Annotated in this window: 20 protein-coding genes; 9 read left to right on the top strand and 11 right to left on the bottom strand. The window is 66.5% G+C overall.

What is annotated here, in order from left to right:
* Positions 1 to 521 precede the first annotated feature (521 nt).
* Positions 522 to 1,025: a DUF192 domain-containing protein gene (locus FKV23_RS02725; RefSeq protein ID WP_141622483.1), complete on the top strand. Its 504-nt coding sequence runs from the start codon at positions 522 to 524 to the stop codon at positions 1,023 to 1,025.
* Positions 1,026 to 1,043: 18 nt separating this feature from the next.
* On the opposite strand, the gene FKV23_RS02720 is transcribed toward FKV23_RS02725, so the two are convergent.
* The gene (locus tag FKV23_RS02720; RefSeq protein WP_141622482.1) at positions 1,044 to 1,238 is read right to left on the bottom strand and encodes a rubredoxin; all 195 of its coding nucleotides are present in this window, start codon (positions 1,236 to 1,238) and stop codon (positions 1,044 to 1,046) included.
* Positions 1,239 to 1,288: 50 nt separating this feature from the next.
* Between FKV23_RS02720 and thiE the strand changes: the two genes are divergently transcribed.
* Both thiE and hemL read left to right on the top strand, forming a co-directional pair.
* On the top strand, positions 1,289 to 1,924 hold the full coding sequence (thiE, locus tag FKV23_RS02715) for a thiamine phosphate synthase (RefSeq protein ID WP_141622481.1): 636 nt from the start codon (positions 1,289 to 1,291) through the stop codon (positions 1,922 to 1,924).
* 56 nt (positions 1,925 to 1,980) lie between these two features.
* Entirely contained in the window at positions 1,981 to 3,273 is a 1,293-nt protein-coding gene (hemL, locus tag FKV23_RS02710) for a glutamate-1-semialdehyde 2,1-aminomutase (RefSeq protein ID WP_141622480.1), read from the top strand.
* Between the two features lie 330 nt (positions 3,274 to 3,603).
* Here the strand turns inward: hemL and FKV23_RS02705 are convergent, their stop codons facing one another.
* Genes FKV23_RS02705 through FKV23_RS02690 form a run of 4 tightly spaced genes read right to left on the bottom strand, consistent with a single transcriptional unit; the run spans position 3,604 to position 6,833 of the window.
* Positions 3,604 to 4,827 carry an acetylornithine/succinylornithine family transaminase gene (locus FKV23_RS02705; protein WP_141622479.1) on the bottom strand — a complete coding sequence of 408 codons (1,224 nt, stop codon included), beginning with the start codon at positions 4,825 to 4,827 and terminating at the stop codon, positions 3,604 to 3,606.
* 32 nt (positions 4,828 to 4,859) lie between these two features.
* A complete protein-coding gene (locus FKV23_RS02700) occupies positions 4,860 to 5,279 on the bottom strand; it encodes a VOC family protein (protein WP_141622478.1) in 420 nt (139 codons plus the stop codon).
* A gap of 52 nt (positions 5,280 to 5,331) precedes the next feature.
* Positions 5,332 to 6,147, bottom strand: a complete 816-nt coding sequence (locus tag FKV23_RS02695) for an SDR family oxidoreductase (protein WP_141622477.1) — start codon at positions 6,145 to 6,147, stop codon at positions 5,332 to 5,334.
* Between the two features lie 35 nt (positions 6,148 to 6,182).
* Entirely contained in the window at positions 6,183 to 6,833 is a 651-nt protein-coding gene (locus FKV23_RS02690; protein ID WP_279633031.1) for a protein kinase family protein, read from the bottom strand.
* Positions 6,834 to 6,960: 127 nt separating this feature from the next.
* Between FKV23_RS02690 and FKV23_RS02685 the strand changes: the two genes are divergently transcribed.
* Positions 6,961 to 8,973: a bifunctional DedA family/phosphatase PAP2 family protein gene (locus FKV23_RS02685; RefSeq protein WP_141622475.1), complete on the top strand. Its 2,013-nt coding sequence runs from the start codon at positions 6,961 to 6,963 to the stop codon at positions 8,971 to 8,973.
* Positions 8,974 to 9,048: 75 nt separating this feature from the next.
* Here the strand turns inward: FKV23_RS02685 and FKV23_RS02680 are convergent, their stop codons facing one another.
* Together FKV23_RS02680 and mpl are read right to left on the bottom strand one after the other, a co-directional pair.
* Positions 9,049 to 9,639, bottom strand: a complete 591-nt coding sequence (locus FKV23_RS02680; RefSeq protein ID WP_141622474.1) for an LON peptidase substrate-binding domain-containing protein — start codon at positions 9,637 to 9,639, stop codon at positions 9,049 to 9,051.
* A 32-nt stretch (positions 9,640 to 9,671) separates the two neighbouring features.
* Positions 9,672 to 11,045, bottom strand: coding sequence for a UDP-N-acetylmuramate:L-alanyl-gamma-D-glutamyl-meso-diaminopimelate ligase (mpl, locus tag FKV23_RS02675; RefSeq protein WP_141622473.1), 1,374 nt, complete (start codon positions 11,043 to 11,045; stop codon positions 9,672 to 9,674).
* Positions 11,046 to 11,193: 148 nt separating this feature from the next.
* Between mpl and FKV23_RS02670 the strand changes: the two genes are divergently transcribed.
* Positions 11,194 to 12,408, top strand: coding sequence for a S1 family peptidase (locus FKV23_RS02670; RefSeq protein WP_141622472.1), 1,215 nt, complete (start codon positions 11,194 to 11,196; stop codon positions 12,406 to 12,408).
* 77 nt (positions 12,409 to 12,485) lie between these two features.
* Here the strand turns inward: FKV23_RS02670 and FKV23_RS02665 are convergent, their stop codons facing one another.
* On the bottom strand, positions 12,486 to 13,064 hold the full coding sequence (locus FKV23_RS02665) for an adenylate kinase (RefSeq protein WP_141622471.1): 579 nt from the start codon (positions 13,062 to 13,064) through the stop codon (positions 12,486 to 12,488).
* A gap of 206 nt (positions 13,065 to 13,270) precedes the next feature.
* Here FKV23_RS02665 and FKV23_RS02660 point away from each other — a divergent pair, with 206 nt between their 5' ends.
* Entirely contained in the window at positions 13,271 to 14,527 is a 1,257-nt protein-coding gene (locus FKV23_RS02660) for a 6-phosphofructokinase (RefSeq protein ID WP_141622470.1), read from the top strand.
* 9 nt (positions 14,528 to 14,536) lie between these two features.
* On the opposite strand, the gene FKV23_RS02655 is transcribed toward FKV23_RS02660, so the two are convergent.
* Complete coding sequence (locus tag FKV23_RS02655) at positions 14,537 to 15,055, bottom strand: hypothetical protein (RefSeq protein ID WP_141622469.1); 519 nt, start codon at positions 15,053 to 15,055, stop codon at positions 14,537 to 14,539.
* A 255-nt stretch (positions 15,056 to 15,310) separates the two neighbouring features.
* On the opposite strand from FKV23_RS02655, the gene FKV23_RS02650 reads away from it, so the two are divergent.
* From FKV23_RS02650 to ppa, 3 genes are all read left to right on the top strand, one after another.
* The gene (locus tag FKV23_RS02650; RefSeq protein WP_141622468.1) at positions 15,311 to 17,365 is read left to right on the top strand and encodes a sodium-translocating pyrophosphatase; all 2,055 of its coding nucleotides are present in this window, start codon (positions 15,311 to 15,313) and stop codon (positions 17,363 to 17,365) included.
* A gap of 229 nt (positions 17,366 to 17,594) precedes the next feature.
* Positions 17,595 to 19,088, top strand: coding sequence for a mechanosensitive ion channel (locus FKV23_RS02645; protein WP_141622467.1), 1,494 nt, complete (start codon positions 17,595 to 17,597; stop codon positions 19,086 to 19,088).
* 600 nt (positions 19,089 to 19,688) lie between these two features.
* The gene (gene ppa, locus FKV23_RS02640) at positions 19,689 to 20,243 is read left to right on the top strand and encodes an inorganic diphosphatase (RefSeq protein WP_141622466.1); all 555 of its coding nucleotides are present in this window, start codon (positions 19,689 to 19,691) and stop codon (positions 20,241 to 20,243) included.
* Between the two features lie 232 nt (positions 20,244 to 20,475).
* On the opposite strand, the gene FKV23_RS02635 is transcribed toward ppa, so the two are convergent.
* Positions 20,476 to 23,178 (bottom strand): TonB-dependent receptor plug domain-containing protein, encoded by a 2,703-nt coding sequence (locus FKV23_RS02635; protein ID WP_141622465.1) that lies wholly within the window; start codon positions 23,176 to 23,178, stop codon positions 20,476 to 20,478.
* 50 nt (positions 23,179 to 23,228) lie between these two features.
* Positions 23,229 to 24,137 carry a helix-turn-helix domain-containing protein gene (locus FKV23_RS02630; RefSeq protein WP_141622464.1) on the bottom strand — a complete coding sequence of 303 codons (909 nt, stop codon included), beginning with the start codon at positions 24,135 to 24,137 and terminating at the stop codon, positions 23,229 to 23,231.
* Positions 24,138 to 24,149: the final 12 nt, after the last annotated feature.

Genomic DNA, 24,149 nt, shown 5'->3' with positions numbered 1-24,149 from the left:
ACTTTGAGTGCAGAGCCGTCCAGGTCCCAAATTACATCGCTTGCATCTGCATGCATTTGAATTGACTTGGTTCCTGTTCGGACGTCTGCATATGGACAGCTATCCACCTGCCAGACGGCCGCACAAGTCACCTGCGCACACTGTCAAAGATCTCAAGAACCGGCCTCAGCGCCGCGCTCCCTTTACCGCTTCCCCGCCGCACCTAAGTGCCCGAGGGAGCCGACTATCTTACAGCGAATTCCGATTCCGTCAACACCCCGACGCCATCTTTTTTCGCCGCCTCCCGCCCCGTTCAGATTAACCCTGGCCGGTGCGGGCCGCGCATCTTACAGCAACTCCCAGGACCGTCAATACACCCCCGGAAACCGCCTCCAATCCGCTCCCGCTTGACCAGCTACCGGCTCCAGCGGGGCGCGCATTGTGCACATACACCGCACGTTTGGGAAGAGGGCGCGCACGCCGCCTTGACCGCGGTGGCGGAACTGCCCGATGGTCGGGCTCCCAGCCTGGAGCTCCCCGGTATGCCGAAAACCACACGCCCCCTTCTTCCCGCCTCATTGCCGGCCCTGCTCGCCCTGCTGCTGGCCGCGTTGGCGCTGCCGGGTTGCGCCACCGAAAGTGGTCGCTGGGTCGAGCTGGGCGGCGCGCGCTATACGGTGGAAATCGCCGCAGACGATCCATCCCGCGCACGCGGCCTGATGTTCCGCGACGCGATGGCCGCCGACCACGGGATGATCTTCATCCACGAGCGCGAGGAAATGCAGGCGTACTGGATGAAGAACACCCGGATCGCGCTGGACATCCTGTATTTCGACAGCCAGCGCCGATTGGTCTCGCAACAGCGCGACGTGCCGCCATGCTCACTGGGCAATGCCTGCCCGCCGTATCCGAGCAGCGCGCCGGCGCGCTACGTGCTCGAGCTCAATGCTGGCGAGGCCGCGCGCCTGGGCCTGGAGGACGGAACCTCGATGCAGCTCGGGCCGGCGGTGGAGAAGGCTGTCGTGAAGCTGGCGGCTCAGGACTGATCCGACGCCCGGGGCCGTTCAGGCCTCGACCATCTCGAAGTCATCCTTGGTGACGCCGCAATCCGGACAGGTCCAGGTGTCGGGGATGTCTTCCCAGCGCGTGCCCGGCTCGATGCCTTCCTCCGGCAGCCCGGCTTCTTCGTCGTAGATGAAGCCGCAGACGACGCACATCCAGGTGCGGTAGGGGGCGGCAGTAACGGCAGCGTCGGACATGAGCGGATAATGTGCGGCTAGTGAACCCGTATTGTTCCATGAATCCACTCATGTCGCCTTCCAACCAGTCTCATCGCGGCGTGTACGCGATCACTCCTGACGAAGCCGACACTGCGCGTCTGATCGAGCGTGTGTCGGTCGTGCTCGACGCCGGCATCACCTGGCTGCAGTACCGCAACAAGTCGGCAGCGCCGGCGCTGCGCCGCAAACAGGCGCTGAGGTTGCTGGCGCTGTGCCGGGGGCGGGGCGTGCCGTTGATCATCAACGATGATTGGAGGCTCGCAGCCGATATCGACGCCGATGGCGCGCACCTGGGCGAGAACGACGGCGACATCATGGCTGCCCGCGAAGCGATGGGCGACGTCGCACTGATCGGCGCGTCCTGCTATGACAGCGAAGAGCGGGCCCGCCGCGCGGTGGGGCTGGGCGCCAGCTACGTCGCCTTTGGCGCCTTTTTCCCATCGCCGACCAAGCCGGACGCACGCCGGGCCTCGACCGGGTTGCTGGCATCAGCGGCGGAGCTGGAGGTACCGCGGGTGGCGATCGGGGGCATCACTCCGGACAATGCGCGCATGCTGGTCGATGCCGGCGCCGACCTGGTCGCGGTGATCAGCGGCATTTTCGACGCCCATGACCCGGCGGCGGCGGTGCGCGCGTACCGGGACTGTTTCGCACCGGTGGATTGATCGCGCTCGTCACGCTCCCGCAAAAGCCCCCTCTCTCGACTTCCGAAGCCCACTCCATGAACCACGAACGCTCCCACACCCTGTTTTCCCGTGCGCTGGACCTTATCCCGGGCGGTGTCAATTCGCCGGTACGCGCGTTCAAGTCGGTCGGCGGGGAGCCATTTTTCGCCCAGCGTGCCGAAGGTGCATACATCTTCGACGTCGATGGCAACCGCTATGTCGACTACGTCGGTTCGTGGGGGCCGATGATCGCCGGTCATGCGCATCCGGAAGTGCTGGCGGCGGTCGAGGGAACGATGCGAAACGGCCTGAGTTTTGGCGTGCCGAATGCGCTGGAGGTCGAGATGGCCGAGGCGATCACCCGCATCGTGCCCAGCTGTGAAATGGTGCGAATGGTCAACTCCGGCACCGAGGCGACGCTGTCGGCGATCCGGGTGGCACGCGGAGCGACCGGACGCAGCCGCATCGTCAAGTTCGAGGGCTGCTACCACGGCCATGGCGACAGCTTCCTGGTCAAGGCCGGCAGCGGCGTGATGACGCTGGGCCTGCCAAATTCGCCGGGCGTGCCGGCCGCGCTGGCCGACCTGACGCTGACGATTCCGTACAACGATTTCGATGCGGCAGCGAGGTTGTTCGAGGAAGCCGGCCATGACATCGCCGGATTGATCATCGAACCGATCGTCGGCAACGCGAATTGCATTCTGCCGCGCGAGGGCTATCTGCAGCACCTGCGCGAGCTGTGCACGAAGCACGGTGCGGTGTTGATCTTCGACGAGGTGATGACCGGTTTCCGTGTCGCGCTGGGCGGTGCGCAGCAACGTTACGGAATCACGCCGGACCTGTCGACGTTCGGCAAGATCATCGGCGGCGGCATGCCGGTCGGCGCCTATGGCGGTCGTCGCGAGCTGATGTCGCAGGTGGCACCGGCGGGGCCGATCTACCAGGCGGGTACGCTGAGCGGCAATCCGGTGGCGATGGCGGCCGGGCTGGCGACGCTTGAGTTGATCCAGGCGCCGCGCTTCCATGAGGCGCTGGAGCGCCGCACGCATGAGTTGTGCGACGGGCTGGAGGCAGCGGCGCGCGAGATCGGGGTGGCGTTCCACACGACCCGGGCGCCGGGGATGTTCGGGCTGTACTTCCGCAAGGGGCCGGTGGAGACGTTCGAGGATGCGAAAGCATCGGACGCCGGGAAGTTCGGGCGGTTCTTCCACGCGATGCTGGAGCGCGGGGTGTACCTGGCGCCGTCGGCGTTCGAGGCCGGCTTCATGTCGAGCGCGCATGGCGATGCGGAGATCGCGCATACGATCCTGGCGGCGCGGTCGGCGTTTGCGGAAGTGGCCGGGGGCTGAAACCAGTTGGCTTCGGCAGGAGTCGCCGCCCGACGGGGAAGGGGTTGCTCCGCCCTCCTGACGACGTCGTGTCTTTAAGTCGGGTCGTGGACCATCCATGGTCCACTCTCCGCAACCCCTTCCCCGCCGATCAGCGACTTTCGCGAGATTTACGGTTTACCGCTTCGGGTGGAAAAGCGCCGATAGCCTGTCCAGAAGCCGGAGGCCATGGGGTTTGCGGGACCTTCGGAGGCAGGATGCCGACGATGAGCGCCCATGGATGGGTTCACAGCGTGTCCCGCAAACCCCATGGCCTCCGGCTTCCCCGCACGTGCCTCCCGCTACAAAAAATCAACCCGCATAATCACGCAGCGCGGCGTGCAAGCGGGACATGCCTTCATCAGTGTCGGCATCGCTGATGTTGAGCGCCGGAACGAAGCGCAACACGTCGGGGCCGGCCTGCAGCAGAAGCAGACCATGCTCGACGCAGCGGTCGAGGATTTCTGCGGCCTTGCCGGCATGCTCGGGGCGCAACTGGGCACCGATCATCAGGCCGCGGCCGCGCACCTCATCGAATAGCCCCAGCTCCGTGTCGATCTCCGCCAGCGACGCGCGGATCGCGGCTGCTTGCCGTTCGACATTCGCCAGCAACGCCGGCGATGACAGCTCGCGCAGCACCACGCCGGCTACCGCGGCAGCCATCGGATTGCCGCCGAAGGTGGTGCCGTGGCTGCCGAACTGCAGGGTTTCACCGGCCTTCGGGCCGACCAGCATCGCGCCGATCGGCATACCACCGCCGAGTGCCTTGGCCAGGGTCACCACGTCGGGGGTGACGCCGTAGCCCTGGCAAGCGAACAGGGTGCCGGTGCGGGCCATGCCGCACTGGATCTCGTCGAGCATCAGCAGCGCGCCGTGGCGATCGCACAGCGCGCGCAGGCCGCGCAGGAATTCGGGTGCGGCCGGCATCACCCCGCCCTCGCCCTGCACCGGCTCGACCAGCACCGCGCAGACGTCACCGGCCGCCATCGCTGCCTCGACCGCGGCGAGGTCGTTGAAGTCGCTGTAGCGGAATCCGCCGGGCAACGGCTCGAAGCCTTCCTGGTATTTCGGCTGCGCGGTCGCGGTGACCGTGGCGAGGGTGCGGCCGTGGAAGCTGCCACGGAAGGTGAGGATCACCCGCCGTTCGGGCGGGCGTCCCTGCCCGGCCGCCCATTTGCGGGCGAGTTTGATCGCGGCCTCGTTGGCCTCGGCGCCGGAGTTGCACAGGAACACCCGGCGCGCGAAGCCGCTGGCCTCAACCAACGCCTTGGCCAGCTGCAATGGCGGTTCGCTGACGAACACATTGCTGGTGTGCCAGAGCTTGCCGGCCTGAGCGGTCAGCGCTTCGATCAGTGCCGGATGCGCATGGCCGAGCGCGTTGACCGCGATGCCGCCGCCGAAGTCGACGTACTCCCGGCCATCGATGTCGAAGATGCGCGAACCCTGGCCCCGATCCAGCACGATGCGGCGCGGCCGGTAGACCGGTACGTAGTAGTCGTCGGCGAGGGCGCAGAGGGCGTCGTTGGCGGTAGTCATGTGGGCGTTGATATCTGGAAGGTCGGGAAGGGTTACCAGTTGCCGGTGTTCGGCATCGATACCCACGGCTCGGCCGGTGGCAGCGGGTCGCCCTTCTGCAGCAGCTCGATCGAGATCAGGTCCGGCGAGCGGACGAAGGCCATGTGGCCGTCGCGCGGCGGACGGTTGATGGTCACGCCCATCGACTGCAGGTGGGCGCAGGTGGCATGGATGTCGTCGACCGCGAACGCGAGGTGGCCGAAGTTGCGGGCGCTGCCATAGTCCTCGTCGTCGTAGTTGTACGTCAGTTCGATCTCGGACTTCGGATTTTCCGGTGCGCCGAGGTAGACCAGGGTGAAGCGGCCTTGCGGAAAGTCCTTGCGCCGCGTCTCGACCAGCCCGAGGCCTTCGCAGAAAAACTTGAGGGAGGCGTCGAGGTCGCGGACGCGGACCATGGCGTGGAGGTATTTCATTGCTTCGATTCCAGTGGGGGCGGGAATGTGGGAATGCCTGGCCGAGGGCACGTCAGTCCAGAAACAGGTCGGGATGCAGCGACTGCGACGGGTCGACCGCGTAGCCGGACAGGTCGGTGACGCCGGCTTCGCCCAGCACCTCGTCGTCGATCAGGAAACGGCCGTAAAAGCCGGCGGCCGGACGCGTGAGCACGGCATGGGCAGCGTCGGCCATGATCTCCGGCGTACGACAGCCGGCGACATCGATGCCCGGGATCATGCGGATCGCATCGGTGGCGATCACGGTGCGCGGCCACAGGCAGTTGATCGCCACGCCCTGCGCGCCGAACTCGGCCGCCAGTCCGATCGTGAGCAGGCTCATGCCCATCTTGGCGTAGGTGTAGGCGACGTGCGGCCCCCACCACTTCGGATCGAGGCTGGGCGGTGGCGACAGGGTCAGCACGTGCGGGTTGGGGGCCTGCAGGAGGTGCGGCAAACAGGCTTGCGTGCACAGGAAGGTGCCACGTGAATTCACCTGCTGCATCAGGTCATAGCGCTTCATCGGCGTGTCGAGCGCGCCACGCAGCCAGATCGCGCTGGCATTGTTGACCAGGATGTCGAGGCCTCCGAAGGCATCGACGGTCGCGGCGACCGCGGCTGTCACCTGCTCCTCTTCGCGGATGTCGCATCTGATCGGCAGCGCACGGCCTCCGGCGGCCTCGACCTCGGCCGCGACGGAGTGGATGGTGCCCGGCAGTTTGGGGTTGGGTACGCCGGACTTGGCAACGATGGCGATGTTGGCGCCATCGCGGGCGGCACGCAGGGCGATGGCACGGCCGATGCCGCGCGAGGCGCCGGTGATGAAAAGGGTTTTGCCGGAAAGAGACATGGGGAGTCCAGTGGTTGAATGTGGATTACTGGCTGTCACGGCTTCGGCCCCTGCCCCTCGTTGTCTTCCCACTTCAACAGCCGGCGGGTGACGAAGCGATAGACCGGTTTGCCGGTCGCGAACCAGACCTCACGCAACCAGGAGTGCCGCTTCAGCACCCGGCGCTCGACCGGGGTGATGGCGGCCGGGCAATAGGTGCGCTTGTGCTTGAGCAGGTGGCGCAGGTCCTCGCGGGCGAGCAGGCGCATCCAGCGCGAACGCGGGTTGCCGCGCACGGCCAGCTGGAAGTCGATGATGCCGGGACTGCCGTCGGCCTGGACCAGCCAGTTGGCCTCCTTGGCAAGGTCGTTGTGGGCGATGCCGTGGCGGTGCAGGCGCTGCAACAGGCGCCGCGCTTCGCGGAAATACACCAGATCGCCCCGCGGCGGGCGCTGATACATGGCGGCACCGTCCATGTAGCTGCGGTCGAGCCGGCGACCGTTCCAGGCCAGCAGTTGCGGCACGGCGTCGAGGCCGACCACCGCCTGCAGCGCGCGCGCCTCGCGCCGTGCCAGCCACCAGGCCGGCAGGCGCAGCCACAGCGGCACGTGGACAAGATCGCGGCGGACAAACAGGCCGTGCTCGCCGCGCATCAGCGCGATGCGGCCGAAACTGTCGGATTTGAGGGCGGAAACTTCGACTGACACGGTTACCTGGCCTGTCCCGATGACGTTGGCAGGCCCCAAGTGTACGACCCGGGCGCGGAACATCCCTGTCCGGCTTGTCCCACCAATGTCCTAGGCCTTCGCGCCGGCCCTCCCCCATAATTCACAGATGGAACCGACCTGGATCGAAAGCGCGACCGCCTGGATCGCAGCACACCCTGTCGCCGCGGGCGCGCTGATCTTCCTGATCGCGTTCTGCGACGCGCTGGTCGTCCTGGGCCTGCTGGTCCCCGCGCTGCCCCTGTTGATCGCGGTCGGCACCCTGGTCGGCCTCGGCCATATCAACGGACCGTATGCGCTGGTCGCGGCCGCGGCAGGCGCCTTCCTCGGCGATGCGCTGAGCTACTGGATCGGCCGGCTGTGGGGACCGCAGTTGCGGCAGCGCTGGCCGTTTTCACGCTACCCACAATGGCTGGACCGCGGCGAGACAATGTTCCGCCGCCACGGCGTCAAGAGCATCGTGACCGCGCGCTTCGTAGGCGCCGTGCGGCCGTTCGTGCCCGCCATCGCCGGCATGTTGCATATGCCATTCCCGCGTTATCTGGCGCCGAGCCTGTTCGCCGCAGTCACCTGGGCAGCGCTGTTCCTGGCCCCGGGCTGGGCACTGGGCGCGTCCTACGACGCGGTCGCTGCGGTCGCCGACCGGTTGGTGATCGTGCTCGGCGCCCTGCTGGTGGCGCTCGGTGTGGTCTGGGCACTGGTGCTCTACACCTGGCGCTGGTTCGCCGCCCACGCCGGCAACCTGCTCGCGCGCGGCCTGGCCTGGAGCCGCGCGCATCCACGGCTGAGCCGCTACACCGCCGCCCTGGTCGATCCCAACCGGCCCGAGTCGCCCTCGCTGGTGATGCTGGCGGCCTGTCTGCTGGCGATCAGCTGGGCCTGGTTCACCCTGCTGGCGGCACTGCTGGCCAGCGGCGGCCCACTGGCATTGGACCAGGCCGTGCATGAATGGATGTGGGACCTGCGCAACCCCCTCGCCGACGGACTGATGGCAGCGCTCGCCAGTCTCGGCGATACCGCGGTGCTCGGCACTGCGGCGGCGGTGACGCTGGTCTACCTGCTATGGCGGCGACGCTGGATGGCCGCCGCGCACTGGATCGCCGCGATCGTGTTCGGACTGGCGCTGACTGCACTGCTGGAGGCGGCGATCGAGATGCCGCGCCCACCGACCGCGCCGGTCGGATTCGGCTTCCCGTCGGTGGCGGTGACGATGGCGACGGTGGTGTTCGGCTTCTTCGCGGTATTGATCGCACGCGAGTTGCCGGGTCGCAGGCGGGTCTGGCCTTACCTCATCGCCGGCGTGGCGACGACCCTGATCGGCTTCGCTCGCCTGTACCTGGGCGCGCATTGGCTCAGCGATCTGGTTGGCGGCACCTTGTTCGGCATCCTCTGGCTGCTGGTGCTGGGGCTGGCCTACCGCAGCCACGTCGCACGCTCGTTCTGGATGCGGCCGCTGGCGGCGATGTTCTACGGCAGCTTCCTGGTGGCAGCGCTATGGCATGCGCCACGGGCGGCCGATCCGCTGCTGGCCAAGTTCCAGGCCTCCGCTCCGGTGCGGATCATCGGCCACGAGGCCTGGTGGCAGGACAGCTGGACCTCCCTGCCCGCACGGCGCAACGAAAGCGAGGCGCGCCAGCGCTGGCGGCTCGATGTCCAGGTCGCTGGTCCGCTGGAACCGCTGCAGGCGGCGCTGGAAGCCGACGGCTGGCGGGCACAGCCGCAAACCGACTGGACCGCCACGATCGGCCTGCTCGACGACGACACCCCGGCCGTGCTGCAGCCGGTGCTGCCGGCCACCCTCGACGCGCGCGCCGAATCGCTGCTGATGGTGCGCGAGGCGGCCAAGACCGACGCGCATGGGCGGCCCCGCCTGCAGGCGCTGCGGCTGTGGCCGGCGCCGGCCGCACTGGACGATGGCACGCCGTTGTGGCTGGGCGCCACCCAATACCTGCATCTGGCGCGGCCGCTCGGCGCCGCCTCGCTGTGGCGTCCGGACCCCGACCCGGGCGAAGTGCTCGATCAGGTCGGCGCGGCGCTGGACGGCTTCGAACACATCATGGCTCCACATCCGGCCACCGGCCTTCCGGTGCTGCGGCTGCGCACCACGCCCGGTATCGAATAGCCCGGATACTTCATCGCGTTCCGTCGCCAGGCGTCGCGGGGACGCCGCAGCAGGAAAGAGCTGAGACGCCCGGACTCATGGCAACAGCGACAGCACCTGTTGCAGACGCTCGTGCGGATCCTCGGTCTGCAGCAGCGCCTGCCGCTGCACATTCTGCAGCGGCAGCATCTCGGCCAGCCGCCAGCCGACCCAGGCGGCATCGTCGAACCGCGCTTCGGGGGCGCCGGCATGCTCGCCGCCGAACTTGTCGATGACTTCGTGCAACAACGTCGCCAACAGGCCGTGCTCGGGCCGCAGCGGCTCGACCGCATCGGCCGCGCACCAGCTCACCTCGGCCACCTGCAGGCCGTTGTCGCGCACCCGCACGCGATGGACGTGAAAGCGCCGCCGCCCGCGCACCTGCAGGGTCAGCAGGCCGTCGTCGCCGGTGCCGAAGTCCTCGATCACCGCCTCGGTGCCAAACGCAGCAGCCGAAGTGACGGCGCCGACTTCCTCGCCTTCCAGGATCATGCAAACGCCGAAGCCATGGCCGTTGCGACTGCAATCGCGCACAAGGTCCAGATAGCGGGGTTCGAACACGCGCAGGCCCAGCGAGGCACCCGGCAGCAGCACGGCATGCAGGGGGAACAGGGGCAGCGCTTCGACGGCGGGGACGGATTCCGGCATCGGCCCCAGTGTACGCGGGATGCCGGCAGCCTTCAGGCCGATTCGCGAAGTGTCGCCAGGAACCGCCGCGGTGCGCCGTCGAAACCGCCGTTGGACATGAAGACCACGTGATCCCCCCGCTGCACGCACTCGCGCAGGCGGCCGATCAGCGCGTCGACATCAGATACGGCGATGCCGTCTCCACGCAGGGCCGAGACCACCTTGCCCGCGTCCCAGGCCAGCTCCGGCCGTTGCAGGAACACCACCGCATCGGCACCGTCCAGCGACGGCGCCAGCGCGTCGGCATGCGCGCCCAGCCGCATCGAATTGCTGCGCGGCTCCATCGCCACCATGATCCGCGCGTCGCCGACCTTCGCGCGGAGCCCGGCGAGAGTGGTGGCGATCGCGGTCGGGTGGTGGGCGAAGTCGTCGTAGACCGTCACTCCATGCACTTCGCCGAGCAACTCCATCCGCCGCTTGACGCTGCGAAACTCCGCCAGCGCCGCCAGCACGCCCTTCACGTCGACGCCGACCGCATTGCACGCCGCCAGCGCCGCAAGCGCATTCATCACGTTGTGTCGGCCGAGCAGCGGCCAGCGCACCTCGCCCAGCTCGCCGCCCTCGTGGATGACGACAAAGGCACTCCCGTCATCGGCGAGCAGGCGCGCGGTCCAGTCGAGGCCTTCAATATCGAGGCCGAAGCGCTCGACCGGCGTCCAGCACCCCATCGCCAGTACTTCGGCCAGGCGCTCGTCCTCGCCATTGACGATCAACCGGCCACGGCGCGGCACGGTGCGCACAAGATGGTGGAACTGGCGCTGGATCGCGGCCACGTCGTCGAAGATGTCGGCGTGGTCGAATTCCAGGTTGTTGAGGATTGCGACCTGCGGCCGGTAGTGAACGAACTTGCTGCGTTTGTCGAAGAACGCGGTGTCGTACTCGTCGGCTTCGACCACGAATTCACGCCCCGTGCCGATGCGTGCCGACATCCCGAAATCCTCGGCCACACCGCCGATCAGGAATCCCGGCTCACGCCCGGCGGCCTGCAGCAGGAAGGTCAGGATCGTCGTGGTCGTGGTCTTGCCGTGGGTGCCGGCGACCGCCAGCGTTTCGCGGCCGGGCAGCACCCGCTCGCTCAGCCATTGCGCGCCGGAGGTGTACTTCAAGCCGGCATCGAGCACGTGCTCCACCGCCAGGTTGCCTCGCGACAACGCGTTGCCGATCACGACTTCATCGCAACCGGGCGAGATGTGCTCCGGCGCATACCCCTGCTGCAGCGCAATACCCAGTTGCTCCAACTGGGTCGACATGGGCGGATAGACAGCCTGGTCGCTGCCTTCTACTTCGTAACCGATTTCACGCGCCAGGGCGGCTACGCCGCCCATGAAGGTGCCCGCGATACCCAGGATGTGGATCTTGTTCGCCATGCCGGGATTGTCGCCGATCCCGCCCTGCGGCAAGTAGGTTGACGCCAGGCGAAAGTTGTGTGCTAGCGTCCGCCGGTCCGTTGCCACCACAGGGGGCCCGGTACGGCCGGCGACTGGATCCACCAACCCTTTATCAGGAGCTCGCTCAATGCAGAAGTCCCGTTTCAAGGTTCGTGCCGTCCTCAAGCCCCTCTCCGTCGCCATCCTGGCGGCTGCCGTCGTTCCGGCATTCGCCGCCGACGATGTCGCCCCGGCCATCGAGGCCGCGATGCAGCGTGACCTGGGGCTGTCGGGCACGCAATTGGCGCAGTATCTGAAAGCCGAACGCCTCGCCATGCAGCAGGAAAAACAGTTGGCCAAGGCCCAGGGCCGACACTACGCCGGCAGCTGGATCGAGAAGCAGGCCGATGGCAGCTACGCGTTCGTGGTGGCCAGCACCTCGCTCAAGCCGCAGAAGACGCCTGCAGGTGTGGAAATCCGCAACGCGCGGCATAGCCTCGCATCACTGAACGCAGCCAAGGCGCATCTGGACCTGCTTGTTACCCTGGGTAACAAGACACCGAAGGGCGTGTATACGTGGGCGGTCGACGTGCCCAGCAACACCGTAACGGTGGGTATCGCGCCGAACGCGGAACAGGCAGCGATCGACTTCATCGCGCGCAGCGGCGTCGACGAAGCCACCGTACGCTTCGAAACGCTGGACGAGGCGCCGAAGCTGCACATGGACGTGAAGGGCGGCTTCGGCATCCTGCGCAACCCGGGCGACGGCTACCTGTACGCCTGCTCGATCGGCTTCCCGGTCCGACAGGGCTCCTCGACGCTGGGCTTCGCCACCGCCGGCCATTGCGGCAACACCAACGAGGTCACCTACTACGAGCCGTCGCAGTGGACGTTGGGTGTGCGGCTCGGTAGCTACGCCGCCTCCAATTTTCCCAGCCCTGGCAACAGCGGCCCCGACATGGCATGGGTGAAGCTGGATTCGGGTCACACCGGGCTGCCCCAGGTCTACGGCTGGGGCAATCCCGACATCACCGTCGCGGGCAGCACGGAAGCCCCGGTCGGCGCGGCAGTCTGCCGCTCCGGGCGCACCACCCAATGGCGCTGCGGCGAGATCAAGGCAAAGAACGTGACCGTGACCTATCAATCGGGCGAGACGATTCTGAACCTGACCCACACCAGCGCCTGTTCGGAAGGCGGCGACTCGGGCGGGTCGTTCATCACCGGCCCTGGCCAGGCCCAAGGCGTGCTGTCGGGTGGCAGCGGCAACTGCAGGATCGCCGGCGGCAGGCGCGGCAACTCGTACTTCCAGCCGATCAATCCAATCCTGTCGGCGTACAACCTGACGCTGGTGACCAGTCCCTGATTCGCCAACACTGGAACCGCGCCAAAACAAAACGCCCCGGTTTACACCGGGGCGTTTTCGTTGGGACGCGGCCGGGCTCAGCCCATCTCCCGCACCGGCGCGATCGCCTCGACGATCCGCGTGAACACCTCATCCATCTCGCCGACGCCGTCGACCACAGTCAGTTGCCCATGCTGGCGATAGAACTCGATCACCGGCGCGGTCTGCTCGTTATAGATGCTCAGGCGCTTGCGCACCGACTCCGGATTGTCGTCGGCACGGCCTTCCTGGGCGGCACGGCCGGCGATGCGGTCGACCAGCAGTTCGGTCGGCACTTCCAGCTGTACTGCGGCGTCCATCGGCTGGCCGATCCGGACCAGCAGGGCATCCAGCGCGTCGGCCTGGGCCAGGTTGCGCGGGTAGCCGTCGAGGATGAAGCCGCCCGCCGTGTCCGGCCGCGAAAAGCGGTCCTCCAGCATGCCGAGCAGGATTTCGTCGCTGACCAGCTCGCCGCGGGCCATGATTTCCTTCGCTTCCAGCCCGAGCTTGCTGCCGGCGGCGACTTCGGCACGCAGCAGGTCGCCGGTCGAAACGTGGGGCACCTGCAGGTGTTCCTTGAGACGGGCCGCCTGCGTACCCTTGCCGGAGCCCGGCGCGCCCAGAAGTACCAATCGCATCAACATCACTCCAGAGACAGAAACATAGAAATATGGAAATCGCCGCTCCGGACGCACGCGCGGCGGCGCTACACTGGGGCCGTGCGGCATTCCCGCCGGAGCAAAATGGTGTCCAGCTTACCGTATCGCGACGGCATTTCCGCCCGAACGGCGGTGAGGTCGACCATTTTCCCATCCCTGTCCCACACCACCCACGAGGAGCCGACATGGCCCAGGGAACCCTGCTCTACGCCCAGTCCGGCGGTGTCACCGCCGTCATCAACGCCACTGCCTCAGCGGTGATCCAGGCCGCGCGCGCGCGCAAGGTCAAGGTGCTGGCGGCCCGTAACGGCATCCTCGGCGCCCTGCGCGAGGAGTTGATCGACACCTCCAAGGAGTCGGCCGCCGCCATCCGCGCCCTCGCCCATACGCCGGGCGGCGCGTTCGGCTCGTGCCGGGTCAAGCTCAAGTCGCTGGAGGCCGATCGCGCCCGCTACGAGCGCCTGCTCGAGGTGCTGCGCGCCCACGACGTGCGCTACTTCCTCTACAACGGCGGCAACGACTCGGCCGACACCGCGCTGAAGGTGTCGAAGCTGGCGACCGAATTCGACTACCCGCTGACCTGCATCGGCGTGCCCAAGACCGTCGACAACGACCTTGCGGTCACCGACTGCTGTCCTGGCTTCGGCTCAGCGGCCAAGTACACCGCCGTGTCAGTGCGCGAGGCCGCGCTGGACGTAGCGGCAATGGCCGAGACTTCGACCAAAGTATTCGTGTACGAGGCGATGGGCCGCCACGCGGGCTGGCTGGCCGCCGCGGCCGGCCTGGCCGGCGACGGCCGCGATGCCGCCCCGCACCTGATCCTGTTCCCCGAGCGCCCGTATGACGAGGCCGACTTCTTCGAAAAGGTGAAGGCCACCGTCGAGCGCGTCGGCTACTGCGTGGTCGTCGCCAGCGAGGGCATCCAGACCGGAGACGGCAAGTTCGTCGCCGATGCCGGTGGCGGCAAGGACTCCTTCGGCCACACCCAGCTCGGCGGCGTCGCCTCGCACCTGGCCGGCCGGGTCAAGGACGCCCTCGGCTACAAGGTCCACTGGACCCTGCCCGACTACCTGCAGCGCTCCGCCCGCCACCTCGCCAGCAAGACCGACCTCGACCAGGCCCAGGCCGTCGGCCGCAAGGCGGTCGAATACGCGCTGAAAGGCATGAACTCGGTGATGCCGGTGATCGTGCGTACCAGCGACGCGCCCTACCGCTGGAAGATCGAACCGGCGCCGTTGGAGAAGATCGCCAACCACGAAAAGAAGATGCCCGCCGGCTTCATCCGCAAGGACGGCTATGGCATCACCGCCAGCGCGCGCCGCTACCTCGAACCGCTGATCCGCGGCGAGGCGCCGCCGCCGTATGGGCGGGATGGATTGCCGAAGTATGTGACGCTCAAGAATGTGGCGATGAAGAAGAAGCTGTCGCCTTTCGAAGGCTGAGGCCCGCGATCAGTTTTCGCAGGCCTCGCCCTCAACCGCCATTGCCGCGGTGAAAAGCGGCAGCTTGCTCGCCGCCCCGCCCGCGGTCTGCTTCGACTCCTGCAGATAGATGCGCACGCGTCCCTGGGCGTCGAGCTCCAGCGGCGCAGCGGAGCCCGGCTTGCGCCAGACCCGCACTAGCGCGTGCTGCGATGGACAAGCCTCGCTGGGGATTCGGATCAGATCGTTGAAGATCCAACCACTAGCCGTATCCGGTCCGACCTCGGTCGCGTCGACGAAACGCGCGCGGGGCTGGCAATTCGAATGGGTAGGGAGCACGGCAAACCGATACGGCTCGGTCGCATTGCCGGTGAACACACCTTCGATGCGGGCGCAGGCCTCCGGAATCGTGCGTAACGCGTGCACTTCACCGACCGCCTGCGGTGGCGCGACCGGGCGCTCGATCTCGGGCGCCGTATCGTCAGCGGCATGCGCGGGGCCGGCGAGCGGCGCGATCATGAGCAGGTACAGCCAGGGCTTGCGGGGCATCGATCATTCCGGTCCAGACGATACCGGCAGGCTGGCACGCACCGGCTGAACCTCCGGCGACAGGCTGTTGCATTGCAACAGGCATCAGAACCTGCTCCTGCCACCAGATGGTCGTTGCAATGCCACAGCACACGCATCGCAACCTGTGCCATAGTCGGGCCCGTTGCCCCCACCGGTCGCCGTGAGGCGTACCCGCAACACAAAAACAAGGTTCGTAATCCGAAATTCCACGTAGTCCACTCCGGGGAGGGGTTCATGCTGGAGCAGTACGGTTTGGCCATGGCGCTCGTGTGCGCCATCATCGCGATCCTGTACGGGATCATCTCGGCGCGCTGGATCGGTGCGCAATCCGCCGGCAACGAACGCATGCAGGAGATCGCCTCGGCGATCCAGGAAGGCGCGCGCGCGTACCTCAATCGCCAGTACATGACCATTTCGATCGCTGGCGCGGTGCTGTTCGTGCTGCTCGGGGTGTTCCTCGACTGGCCGACCGCGGTCGGCTTCCTGCTCGGCGCGGTGCTGTCGGGTGCCGCCGGCTACATCGGCATGAACGTGTCGGTGCGCGCCAACGTGCGTACCGCAGAGGCTGCGCGCCGCGGCATCGGCCCCGCCATGGACGTGGCGTTCCGCGGTGGCGCGATCACCGGCATGCTGGTGGTCGGGCTGGGCCTGCTCGGCGTGGCCGGCTATTGGGCGGTGCTGAACATCGGCTTCAAGATGCCCACGTCCGAGGTTCTGCACGCCCTGGTCGGGGTGGCCTTCGGTTCGTCGCTGATCTCGATCTTCGCGCGCCTGGGCGGCGGCATCTTCACCAAGGGCGCCGATGTCGGCGCCGATCTGGTCGGCAAGGTCGAGGCCGGTATTCCCGAAGACGACCCGCGCAACCCGGCAGTGATCGCCGACAACGTCGGCGACAACGTCGGCGACTGCGCCGGCATGGCTGCCGACCTGTTCGAGACCTACGCGGTCACCGTGATCGCGACCATGCTGCTGGGCTACCTGATGGTGTCGGAGGTCGGCAGCAACGGCGTGCTCTATCCATTGGTGCTCGGCGGTGCCTCGATCATCGCCTCGATCATCGGTGCGCTCTTCGTCAAAGTGAAAGCTGGCGGTTCGATCATGGGCGCGCTGTACAAGGGCGTGATCGTGTCGGCGGTGCTGGCGGCGATCGCGTTCTACCCGATCACCACCGGCCTGATGGGCGACAGCAGCCACGGCGCGATGAACATCTATTTCTGCGCGCTGATCGGCCTGGTATTGACTGGCGCGATCGTCTGGATCACCGAGTACTACACCGGAACCGAGTACAAACCGGTGAGGCACATCGCGGCCGCCTCCACCACCGGCCACGGCACCAACATCATCGCCGGCCTGGGCGTGTCGATGAAGTCGACCGCGCTGCCGGTGCTGGCGGTATGCGCGGCGATCTGGGCCTGCCATGCCCTCGGTGGCCTGTACGGCATCGCGATCGCCGCAACCGCGATGTTGTCGATGGCCGGCATGATCGTGGCGCTGGACGCCTACGGTCCGATCACCGACAACGCCGGCGGCATCGCCGAGATGGCGGAACTGCCCTCGGAGGTGCGCGACATCACCGACCCGCTCGATGCGGTTGGCAATACCACCAAGGCGGTGACCAAGGGCTACGCGATCGGTTCGGCGGCATTGGCCGCACTGGTCCTGTTCGCCGACTACACCCACAACCTGTCGGCCAACAACGGCGGCACGACCTTGGCATTCGACCTGTCCAACCACTACGTGCTGATCGGGTTGCTGATCGGCGGCCTGATCCCCTACCTGTTCGCCTCGATGGCGATGGAGGCGGTCGGCCGTGCAGCCGGCAGCGTGGTCGAGGAGGTGCGCCGCCAGTTCCGCGAGATCCCCGGGATCATGCAGGGCACCGGCAAACCCGACTATTCCCGCGCGGTGGACATGCTGACGAAATCGGCAATCAAGGAAATGATCGTGCCCTCGCTGCTGCCGGTACTGGTGCCGGTGGTGGTGGCGTTCGGGTTCAAATGGCTGGGCGGGCCGGCCGCCGGCGCGCAGGCGCTCGGTGGCGTGCTGATCGGGACGATCGTGACCGGCCTGTTCGTGGCGATCTCGATGACCACCGGCGGCGGCGCCTGGGACAATGCCAAGAAGTACATCGAGGACGGCAACTTCGGTGGCAAGGGCAGCGAGGCACACAAGGCCGCGGTCACCGGCGACACCGTCGGCGACCCCTACAAGGATACTGCCGGACCGGCGATCAACCCGCTGATCAAGATCATCAATATCGTCGCCCTGCTGCTGGTGCCGCTGCTGTAGTCCACCGCACGATCGCTGCGTTTCTCCAGACCCCGCCACTTGGCGGGGTCTGCTTTTCACGGGCCGACAGTTGCCTGCACGGACCGTAATGGCACCCGCCTGAAACCCTGCCTCCTTCAGAAGCACACCCTCGACAGTTTCTTTACGTTCGCGCTGTCATGGTGCAACGCGATGCCGGATCCCCGGTAGATCACCCTTCCGTCTCGCAATCAAGCAAGGGGAAAGTGACATGGACTCAATGACCTGGCTGTCTTCGCTCAAGGCCTCGCTCGGCGGTTACCTGCCCAGCATTCTCGGGGGGCTCGCGATCCTGCTGCTCGGCTGGATCGTTGCTCTTGCCGCCAGCGCCGCCATCCGCAAGGGGCTCGGCAAGCTCGGCACCAACCAGCGGCTCGGCCCACAGACCGGGAGCAAGCTCGACTTCGAACGCGTCGCCGGCCGGATCGTGTTCTGGGCGATCCTGCTGCTGGCGGTGATCGGCATGTTCGGGGTGCTGCACATCGACGGCGTGTCCGGCCCGCTGTCCACGCTCGCCGACACGGTGATGATGTACCTGCCGGGGCTGCTGCTGGCGATTGCGCTGGCGGTGGTGGCCTGGATCGTCGCCACCGTGGTGCGTACCGTGGTGAACAAGTCACTTGGCGCCACCCGGGTCGACGAGAAGCTCTCCGAAGCCGCCGACATGCAGCCGCTGTCCGCCACCATGGGCAACGTCGCCTACTGGCTGGTGTTCCTGTTGTTCCTGCCGGCGATCGTCAGCGCTCTGCAGATCGAAGGCCTGATGGTGCCGCTGACCGCGATGACCACCGACCTGGTCGGCATCCTGCCCAACCTGTTCGCCGCGGTGGTGATCGGTTTGGCCGGCTGGATCATCGCCAAGGCGGTGCGCGGGCTGGTCAGCAACCTGCTGGCGGCGACCGGGGTGGACAAGTTCAGCCAGCAGAGCGAGGCCACGCGCGACCTCAAGCTGTCCCAGCTCGGCGGCACTCTGGTGTTCATCCTGATCATCGTGCCGACCCTGATCGCGGCGCTCGACGCACTGCGCATCGAGGCGATCTCCTCTCCGCTGACCGGCATGCTGGACATGTTCCTGGCCGCGGTACCGCACATCATCGCCGCTGCCGCGATCCTGATCATCGCCTGGTTCGTCGGCCGCTTCGTCGCCGACCTGGTCACCCGCCTGCTCGCCAACCTGGGTTTCGACCGGTTGCCGGAACGCATCGGCATGAGCCATGCGCTAGCGCCCGCCGAGGCCCCAGCCGCCGGCGATGGAAAGGTCCGTCTGACCCTGTCCGAACTCGGTGGCCGGGTCGCGCTGTTCTTCATCATGCTGTTCGCAACCGTCGAGGCAGCCCACCGGATCGGTTTCGGTGGCGTGCGCGACCTGCTGGAGACCTTCATCGAGTTCGGCGCCAACGTGTTGCTGGGTCTGGTGATCTTCGTGGTCGGCTACTGGCTGGCGAACCTGGCCGCCACCGCGATCCAGCGTGCCAACCCGGACGGCGCGGTCGGCCTGTCGCGGATTGCGCGGGTCGCGATCCTCGGCTTGGTGCTGGCGATGGGCCTGCGCGCGATGGGCATCGCCGACGAGATCGTCAACCTTGCCTTCGGCCTGGTGCTTGGGGCCGTCGCGGTCGCGATCGCATTGGCATTCGGCCTCGGCGGCCGCGAGGCCGCCGGCAAGATCGCCAACGACTGGGCAGACAAGCACCTGCGCAGATAGCCGGCCCGTCCACGGACCGATCGGAAGCCCCGCCCCGGCGGGGCTTCCTTTTGGTTCTTCGCCCAATTGAGGGAAAGGCGCCGGATCTGTTGGATGACCGGGGCGCCGGGAGCGAAGGCCCTTGGATACGAATGTCCCCCGGCGCCGGCCAGGGCCGGCGCCTCCGCCTTGATTTCGCGCCCAAGGGCCTTCACCCCCGGCGTTCCGACATGACCGGTGGTTCAAAAGCGCACTCCCAGGGAGGGTCTGCTTCGCGTTCCAGCGTGGCCGCGCGATCCGACGTGGCCTGCCGGCCTTGACGGCGAAATCAAGGAGGAGGCCGCCGCCACGGGCGGCGGCCGGGGGACATTCGCCGTCAAGGCCGGCAGGTCGCGGCGGGACAGCCAGGTGGCGGCGAGAAGTAGCGGCGAGAACCGGCGATCGAACGCAATCGGCAGCGCCCACGCCTTCGCTGAAGGCGAGCTCCCCCTCACTTGGGAGAAGAACCTTCCTTTTGCATGCCTGCTGCACCGCAACAGCAACCTGCGTAAAATGCGCGGCTTCCCTCACCTCCCCGATCGCGGCCCGTCCGTGGTGGGGCCAAGCAGTCGGAGCATCAGCATGGGCCTGGACCTCGTCTCCACCGGCAAGAACCCGCCGGACGAGATCAACGTCATCATCGAAATTCCCAAGGACGCCGAACCGGTCAAGTACGAGGTCGACAAGGCCTCCGGCGCGATCTTCGTCGACCGCATCCTGTCCACGCCGATGCGCTACCCGTGCAACTACGGCTACGTCCCGCACACCGTCTGCGGCGACGGCGATCCGGCCGACGTGCTGGTGATCCTGCCGCTGCCGCTGGTACCCGGCTCGGTAATCCGCTGCCGCCCGGTCGGCGTGCTGAAGATGAGCGACGAGGCCGGCAGCGACGAGAAGCTGCTCGCGGTGCCCGACGCCAAGATCTTCGGCGGCTACGCCCACATCGAGGACATCGACCAGGTCTCCAAGCACTGGCTGGAGCGTATCGGTCACTTCTTCGAGCACTACAAGGATCTGGAGAAGGGCAAGTGGGTCCAGTTGGAAGGCTGGGGCAGCGCCGCCGAGGCCAAGACCATCCTCATGGACGCGATCAAGCGCTACAACGATACCGAGGAAAGCGAGAAGCCGAAGTTCTGAGCCCACGCATGGCAACTCCCGCACGCGATCGGGGTTGAACCCTCGCGGGCTGTGCGAATCGATCGGATCATGAAAAACGCCCCCTTCCGGGGGCGTTTTTCATTCTGTCCGTTACAAAGCAATGCCCGCAACTCGCGTTGCGGGCATTGTCTTCACTTCAACTCAGCCAATCGCAGCCGGATTCACACCGGCTGCGACAGCCTCGTTCAGGTCCAGTCGTTGCTGATGGTGCTTAGAACTTCTGGGTGTAGCGGACGTACGGCATGCGGCCATAGCCGTTGTACAGGTCCATGGCGTAGGAGCGGGGAGCTGCCGGCTCGAGCGGATCGATGACCGGATCCTTGTCGGCCACGTTCTGCACGCCAAAGGTGACCTTGGCGTTCCATGGTGCGTTGTAGCTCACCTGCAGGTCGTGGGTCACCCAGGACGGCATCCTCGACGGCATGGCCGCATAATCCGCCATATCTTCATTATCCTGGGCGCTGCGGTTTTCCTTGCGAACCAGACCCAGCCACGACCGGTACGCAGACGACTGCATACCGTGAATGTAGTTCAGGTTCCAGGCAAACTCCCAGTCGCCCAGCGACCAGGCGTTCTGCAGCACGGCACGGTAGCGAGGGGTGCTCGTCTCGGCCGAACGGCCAACGATGCTGTCGCCGCCATTGACCTTGTAGCTGAACGGGTTGCTGACCTGCAGGTTCTGGCGCAGGCTGCCCCACGCATCAAAGTCGAAGCGGGTGCGCAAGTTGAAGTCCATGCCCTCGGTCTCGACCGTACCGAAGTTGGTGGAGCCGGTCTGGGCCCACGCGATCTCGCCATCGGGGCCGTATTCAATACCCAGGCCCAGCGCCGGATTCGGCTTTCCGCTGCCCGTCGGGAACACGCTCAGGCCGGGCGGGCAGTTGCTGCTGACGCCTTCCAGACACTGCCAGATGCCGTTGACGCCGATGAAGCCGATCTGGTCCTCGATCTTGATGTTGTAGTAATCCAGGCTCATGTTCAGCCAGTCGGTCGCATCCCACGCAGCACCCAGGGCCCACTGCTTGGAGGTTTCCGATTCCAGGTTCGGATTGGCAATCTGGTAGGTGGTGACCTGGGTACTGGTATCGCCGGGTCCACCCAGGACATCCAGGCTTCGCGGATGATTGGTACCGGCCGCGCTGAACGACGGCCTCTGGGTCACGATGTCCAGCGTCGGCGCGCGGAAGCCCTGGCCGTAGGAGGCGCGCAGGGTCAGCGAGTCCAGCGGCTGGTAACGCAACGAGACCTTCGGTGAGAAGTCGCTGCCGTAGTCACTGTAGCGGTCGTAACGGGCCGACAGATTGGCCTCGAGGTTGTCGAGGATCGGGAACAGGATTTCACCGTAAGCCGAGTAGACGTCACGGCTGCCGCCGGCCGAATTGCCGGACGAACCGACAACCTGGCCCGCCTCGGACAGCGAGTCGTAGATGTCGGAATAGCTTTCCTTGCGGTACTCGGCACCGACCACCGCGGCTGCGGTGCCGCCCGACATCTGGAACAGGTCGAAGCCGGCCGACGCGTAGATCTCCTCCAGCTTGGTGGTGGATTCGCGGTAGATTGTAGTGGTGAACTGGTTCAGGACGTCGCGCGAGTTCCCGGACGGGTTGTAGATGTTGTACTCGCCGCTTTCGATCATCGCACCGGCGATGGCGGCAACCACGTAATTGCGGCCAACGTCATCGGTCTTGTACTCGTTGCGACGGATGCCGAAATCGAGATCGACATTGCCGACACGACCCTCGAAGCCGAGATTCAGGTCGTAAAGGTTGGAGTTGATGGCACCGTCACGCGGGCCGCCTGCGGAGAAGCGATGGGTCAGGTAAACCGTATCGCTCGGGCCGGTCCAGTTTGCGGCATCCGGATTATTGCCATTCACGTTACCAGGATGGTTCGGCGAGTCGGGCGAGATCGCGATCATGCCCGGTGCCGGCCACGGCGAGGACGGCACCGGCGCGTAGCGACCGAACGACTTCACCCGCGAAACGATAGCACTGCCATAGAACTGCCAATCGTTGTTGATGTTGTAGCTGCCCTTGGCCACCAGCGAACGATTGGAAACCGCGGCTTCTTCGGCAGACGTGATGGTGTGGATGTACCGGCAGACGCCACCGTCGTCCACGAAGTAGCCCGGATCCGCGCAGCCGCCCGGGACACTGCCCAGAAGGTTCGAGCCGGCCGTCGAGGGTGCGCGCCAGAAGTTGTTGGAGTAGATCGACGTGCCGAACTCGGTCCACGGACGGTCGCGGCTCCAGACGATGTCGCGGTTCTCGTAGGAAGCGCTGGCCAGCAGATGGCCACGATCGCTGCTGATGCCGAACAGAGCGTTGCCTTCGTCGGTGTCGCCGCCCGGACGGGTCGGGAACGAGCGACCCAGGGTGATTTCGGCACCGTCATAGTCCTTGCGGGTGATGATGTTGATCACGCCGCCGATCGCGTCGGAACCGTACACCGAGGAGGCGCCGTCAAGCAGCATCTCGATGCGCTCGACCGCGGCCATCGGGATGATGTTCAGATCCTGGCCCTGACCAGCGGACGGGGAGATCGCAGCGCGGCGGCCGTCGACCAGCACCAGGGTGCGCTCCTCGCCCAGGCCGCGCAGGCTGATGCCGGCGAACGACTGTGCCGAGCTGCCCGAGCGTGGACGGAACGAGCCGAACGAGTTGAACGAGGTGCCGCGCAGGTAGTCGGCAACCGAGATGTCGCCGCTGGAGTCGATTTCGGCACGGGTGATCACGGTGATCGGCAGCGATCCCTCGATGTCGGCGCGCTTGATGCGCGAGCCCGTGACCTGGATGCGGTCAAGGGTGGTGGCCTCGGAGCCGGACTCCTGGGCACCGGCGACGACCGGGGTCAGTGCGAGAGCAATGCAGGCCGGCAGCAAGCCGACGCGCATGGCGGAGCGCAAATGGTTCATCTATCTCTCTCCAAAAATATCGTTATGGGCGTGTTAAACGCCCACTCACGTTACGTCCCGGTCCGCAAGCTTGCTTTGCCTTCTGCGCCGATAGACTTTGCCGAATCGGACTTCCCGGCTTCGCTGCGGTAGCGGCTGGCGGACATGCCATGCCGGGCGCGGAATGCACGCGCGAAGCTGCAGCAATTGTCGAAGCCGCAGGCAGCAGCTACCTCACCCACCATCATTTCGGTACTGAGCAGCAGCTCCGCAGCCTGCTCCAGGCGCATACGGGCCGCGGCGGCCTGTGGGCTCTCGTTGTAAAGCCCATGGAAGGTCTTGGAGAAGTACCAGCTGGAGAAGCTGGTCAGTTCGGCCAGCTCACTGATCCGCACCACCCGGTCGCGATTGCCTTCCAGATAGAGATGGGCACGCTGCAAGCGGCTGAATACCTGGCGCTTGCGCACCCGCGAACGGCCCGGGCAGCGGGCGATGCGGCCGGCGATGTCGCGCTGGAGGCTGGCCAACTGCAACAGCAACGGACGCAACGCGGCCATCTCGATGCCGTTGTTGGCCTCGGCACGGGCGCAGACCTCACGCCACAGGCGAAGGGCTGTGCGGGCATCGCGGATGCCCATCCTGCCGCGACCGGCATAGAGTCCGCAGTCGGTAAAGCGAATGATTGCCTGCATCGCCTCGGCGGACAGTGTCAGGCCGATGCACAGGCCACGGTGATCGGCCTGGACGGTCGGCCGCGAGTCCTTCTCGAATGCGATCCACTGACCGCGGCGGAGACGGAACCGACCCTCCTTCGCCTCCACCCAGGAGCTGCCGCGCAACTGGATCCAGATCGAGAACTGATTGCCCAGCAATTGTGCGCTGCCCAGCCGCGCGACGCCGATGCAACTACTGTCGGTATCGCCTTCATGGGATTCGGCGTGCAACGATTGGCCACGATCGGCCCAGAGCACTTGCTCCATTGGTTCACCTCA

It is taken from the genome of Lysobacter alkalisoli (assembly GCF_006547045.1).
Lineage (GTDB): Bacteria > Pseudomonadota > Gammaproteobacteria > Xanthomonadales > Xanthomonadaceae > Marilutibacter > Marilutibacter alkalisoli.
This window is presented reverse-complemented; position numbering and strand designations above follow the sequence as displayed.

Bases quoted from the DNA above. Each gene is read 5' to 3' on its own strand.
- mpl (WP_141622473.1), bottom strand. From the start codon at position 11,045: ATGGCGAACAAGATCCACATCCTGGGTATCGCGGGCACCTTCATGGGC.
- FKV23_RS02700 (WP_141622478.1), bottom strand. From the start codon at position 5,279: ATGAAATACCTCCACGCCATGGTCCGCGTCCGCGACCTCGACGCCTCC.
- FKV23_RS02665 (WP_141622471.1), bottom strand. From the start codon at position 13,064: ATGCGATTGGTACTTCTGGGCGCGCCGGGCTCCGGCAAGGGTACGCAG.
- FKV23_RS02660 (WP_141622470.1), top strand. From the start codon at position 13,271: ATGGCCCAGGGAACCCTGCTCTACGCCCAGTCCGGCGGTGTCACCGCC.
- FKV23_RS02630 (WP_141622464.1), bottom strand. From the start codon at position 24,137: ATGGAGCAAGTGCTCTGGGCCGATCGTGGCCAATCGTTGCACGCCGAA.
- FKV23_RS02680 (WP_141622474.1), bottom strand. From the start codon at position 9,639: ATGCCGGAATCCGTCCCCGCCGTCGAAGCGCTGCCCCTGTTCCCCCTG.
- FKV23_RS02725 (WP_141622483.1), top strand. From the start codon at position 522: ATGCCGAAAACCACACGCCCCCTTCTTCCCGCCTCATTGCCGGCCCTG.
- hemL (WP_141622480.1), top strand. From the start codon at position 1,981: ATGAACCACGAACGCTCCCACACCCTGTTTTCCCGTGCGCTGGACCTT.
- FKV23_RS02695 (WP_141622477.1), bottom strand. From the start codon at position 6,147: ATGTCTCTTTCCGGCAAAACCCTTTTCATCACCGGCGCCTCGCGCGGC.
- ppa (WP_141622466.1), top strand. From the start codon at position 19,689: ATGGGCCTGGACCTCGTCTCCACCGGCAAGAACCCGCCGGACGAGATC.
- FKV23_RS02650 (WP_141622468.1), top strand. From the start codon at position 15,311: ATGCTGGAGCAGTACGGTTTGGCCATGGCGCTCGTGTGCGCCATCATC.
- thiE (WP_141622481.1), top strand. From the start codon at position 1,289: ATGTCGCCTTCCAACCAGTCTCATCGCGGCGTGTACGCGATCACTCCT.
- FKV23_RS02645 (WP_141622467.1), top strand. From the start codon at position 17,595: ATGGACTCAATGACCTGGCTGTCTTCGCTCAAGGCCTCGCTCGGCGGT.
- FKV23_RS02685 (WP_141622475.1), top strand. From the start codon at position 6,961: ATGGAACCGACCTGGATCGAAAGCGCGACCGCCTGGATCGCAGCACAC.
- FKV23_RS02670 (WP_141622472.1), top strand. From the start codon at position 11,194: ATGCAGAAGTCCCGTTTCAAGGTTCGTGCCGTCCTCAAGCCCCTCTCC.
- FKV23_RS02655 (WP_141622469.1), bottom strand. From the start codon at position 15,055: ATGCCCCGCAAGCCCTGGCTGTACCTGCTCATGATCGCGCCGCTCGCC.
- FKV23_RS02705 (WP_141622479.1), bottom strand. From the start codon at position 4,827: ATGACTACCGCCAACGACGCCCTCTGCGCCCTCGCCGACGACTACTAC.
- FKV23_RS02635 (WP_141622465.1), bottom strand. From the start codon at position 23,178: ATGAACCATTTGCGCTCCGCCATGCGCGTCGGCTTGCTGCCGGCCTGC.
- FKV23_RS02720 (WP_141622482.1), bottom strand. From the start codon at position 1,238: ATGTCCGACGCTGCCGTTACTGCCGCCCCCTACCGCACCTGGATGTGC.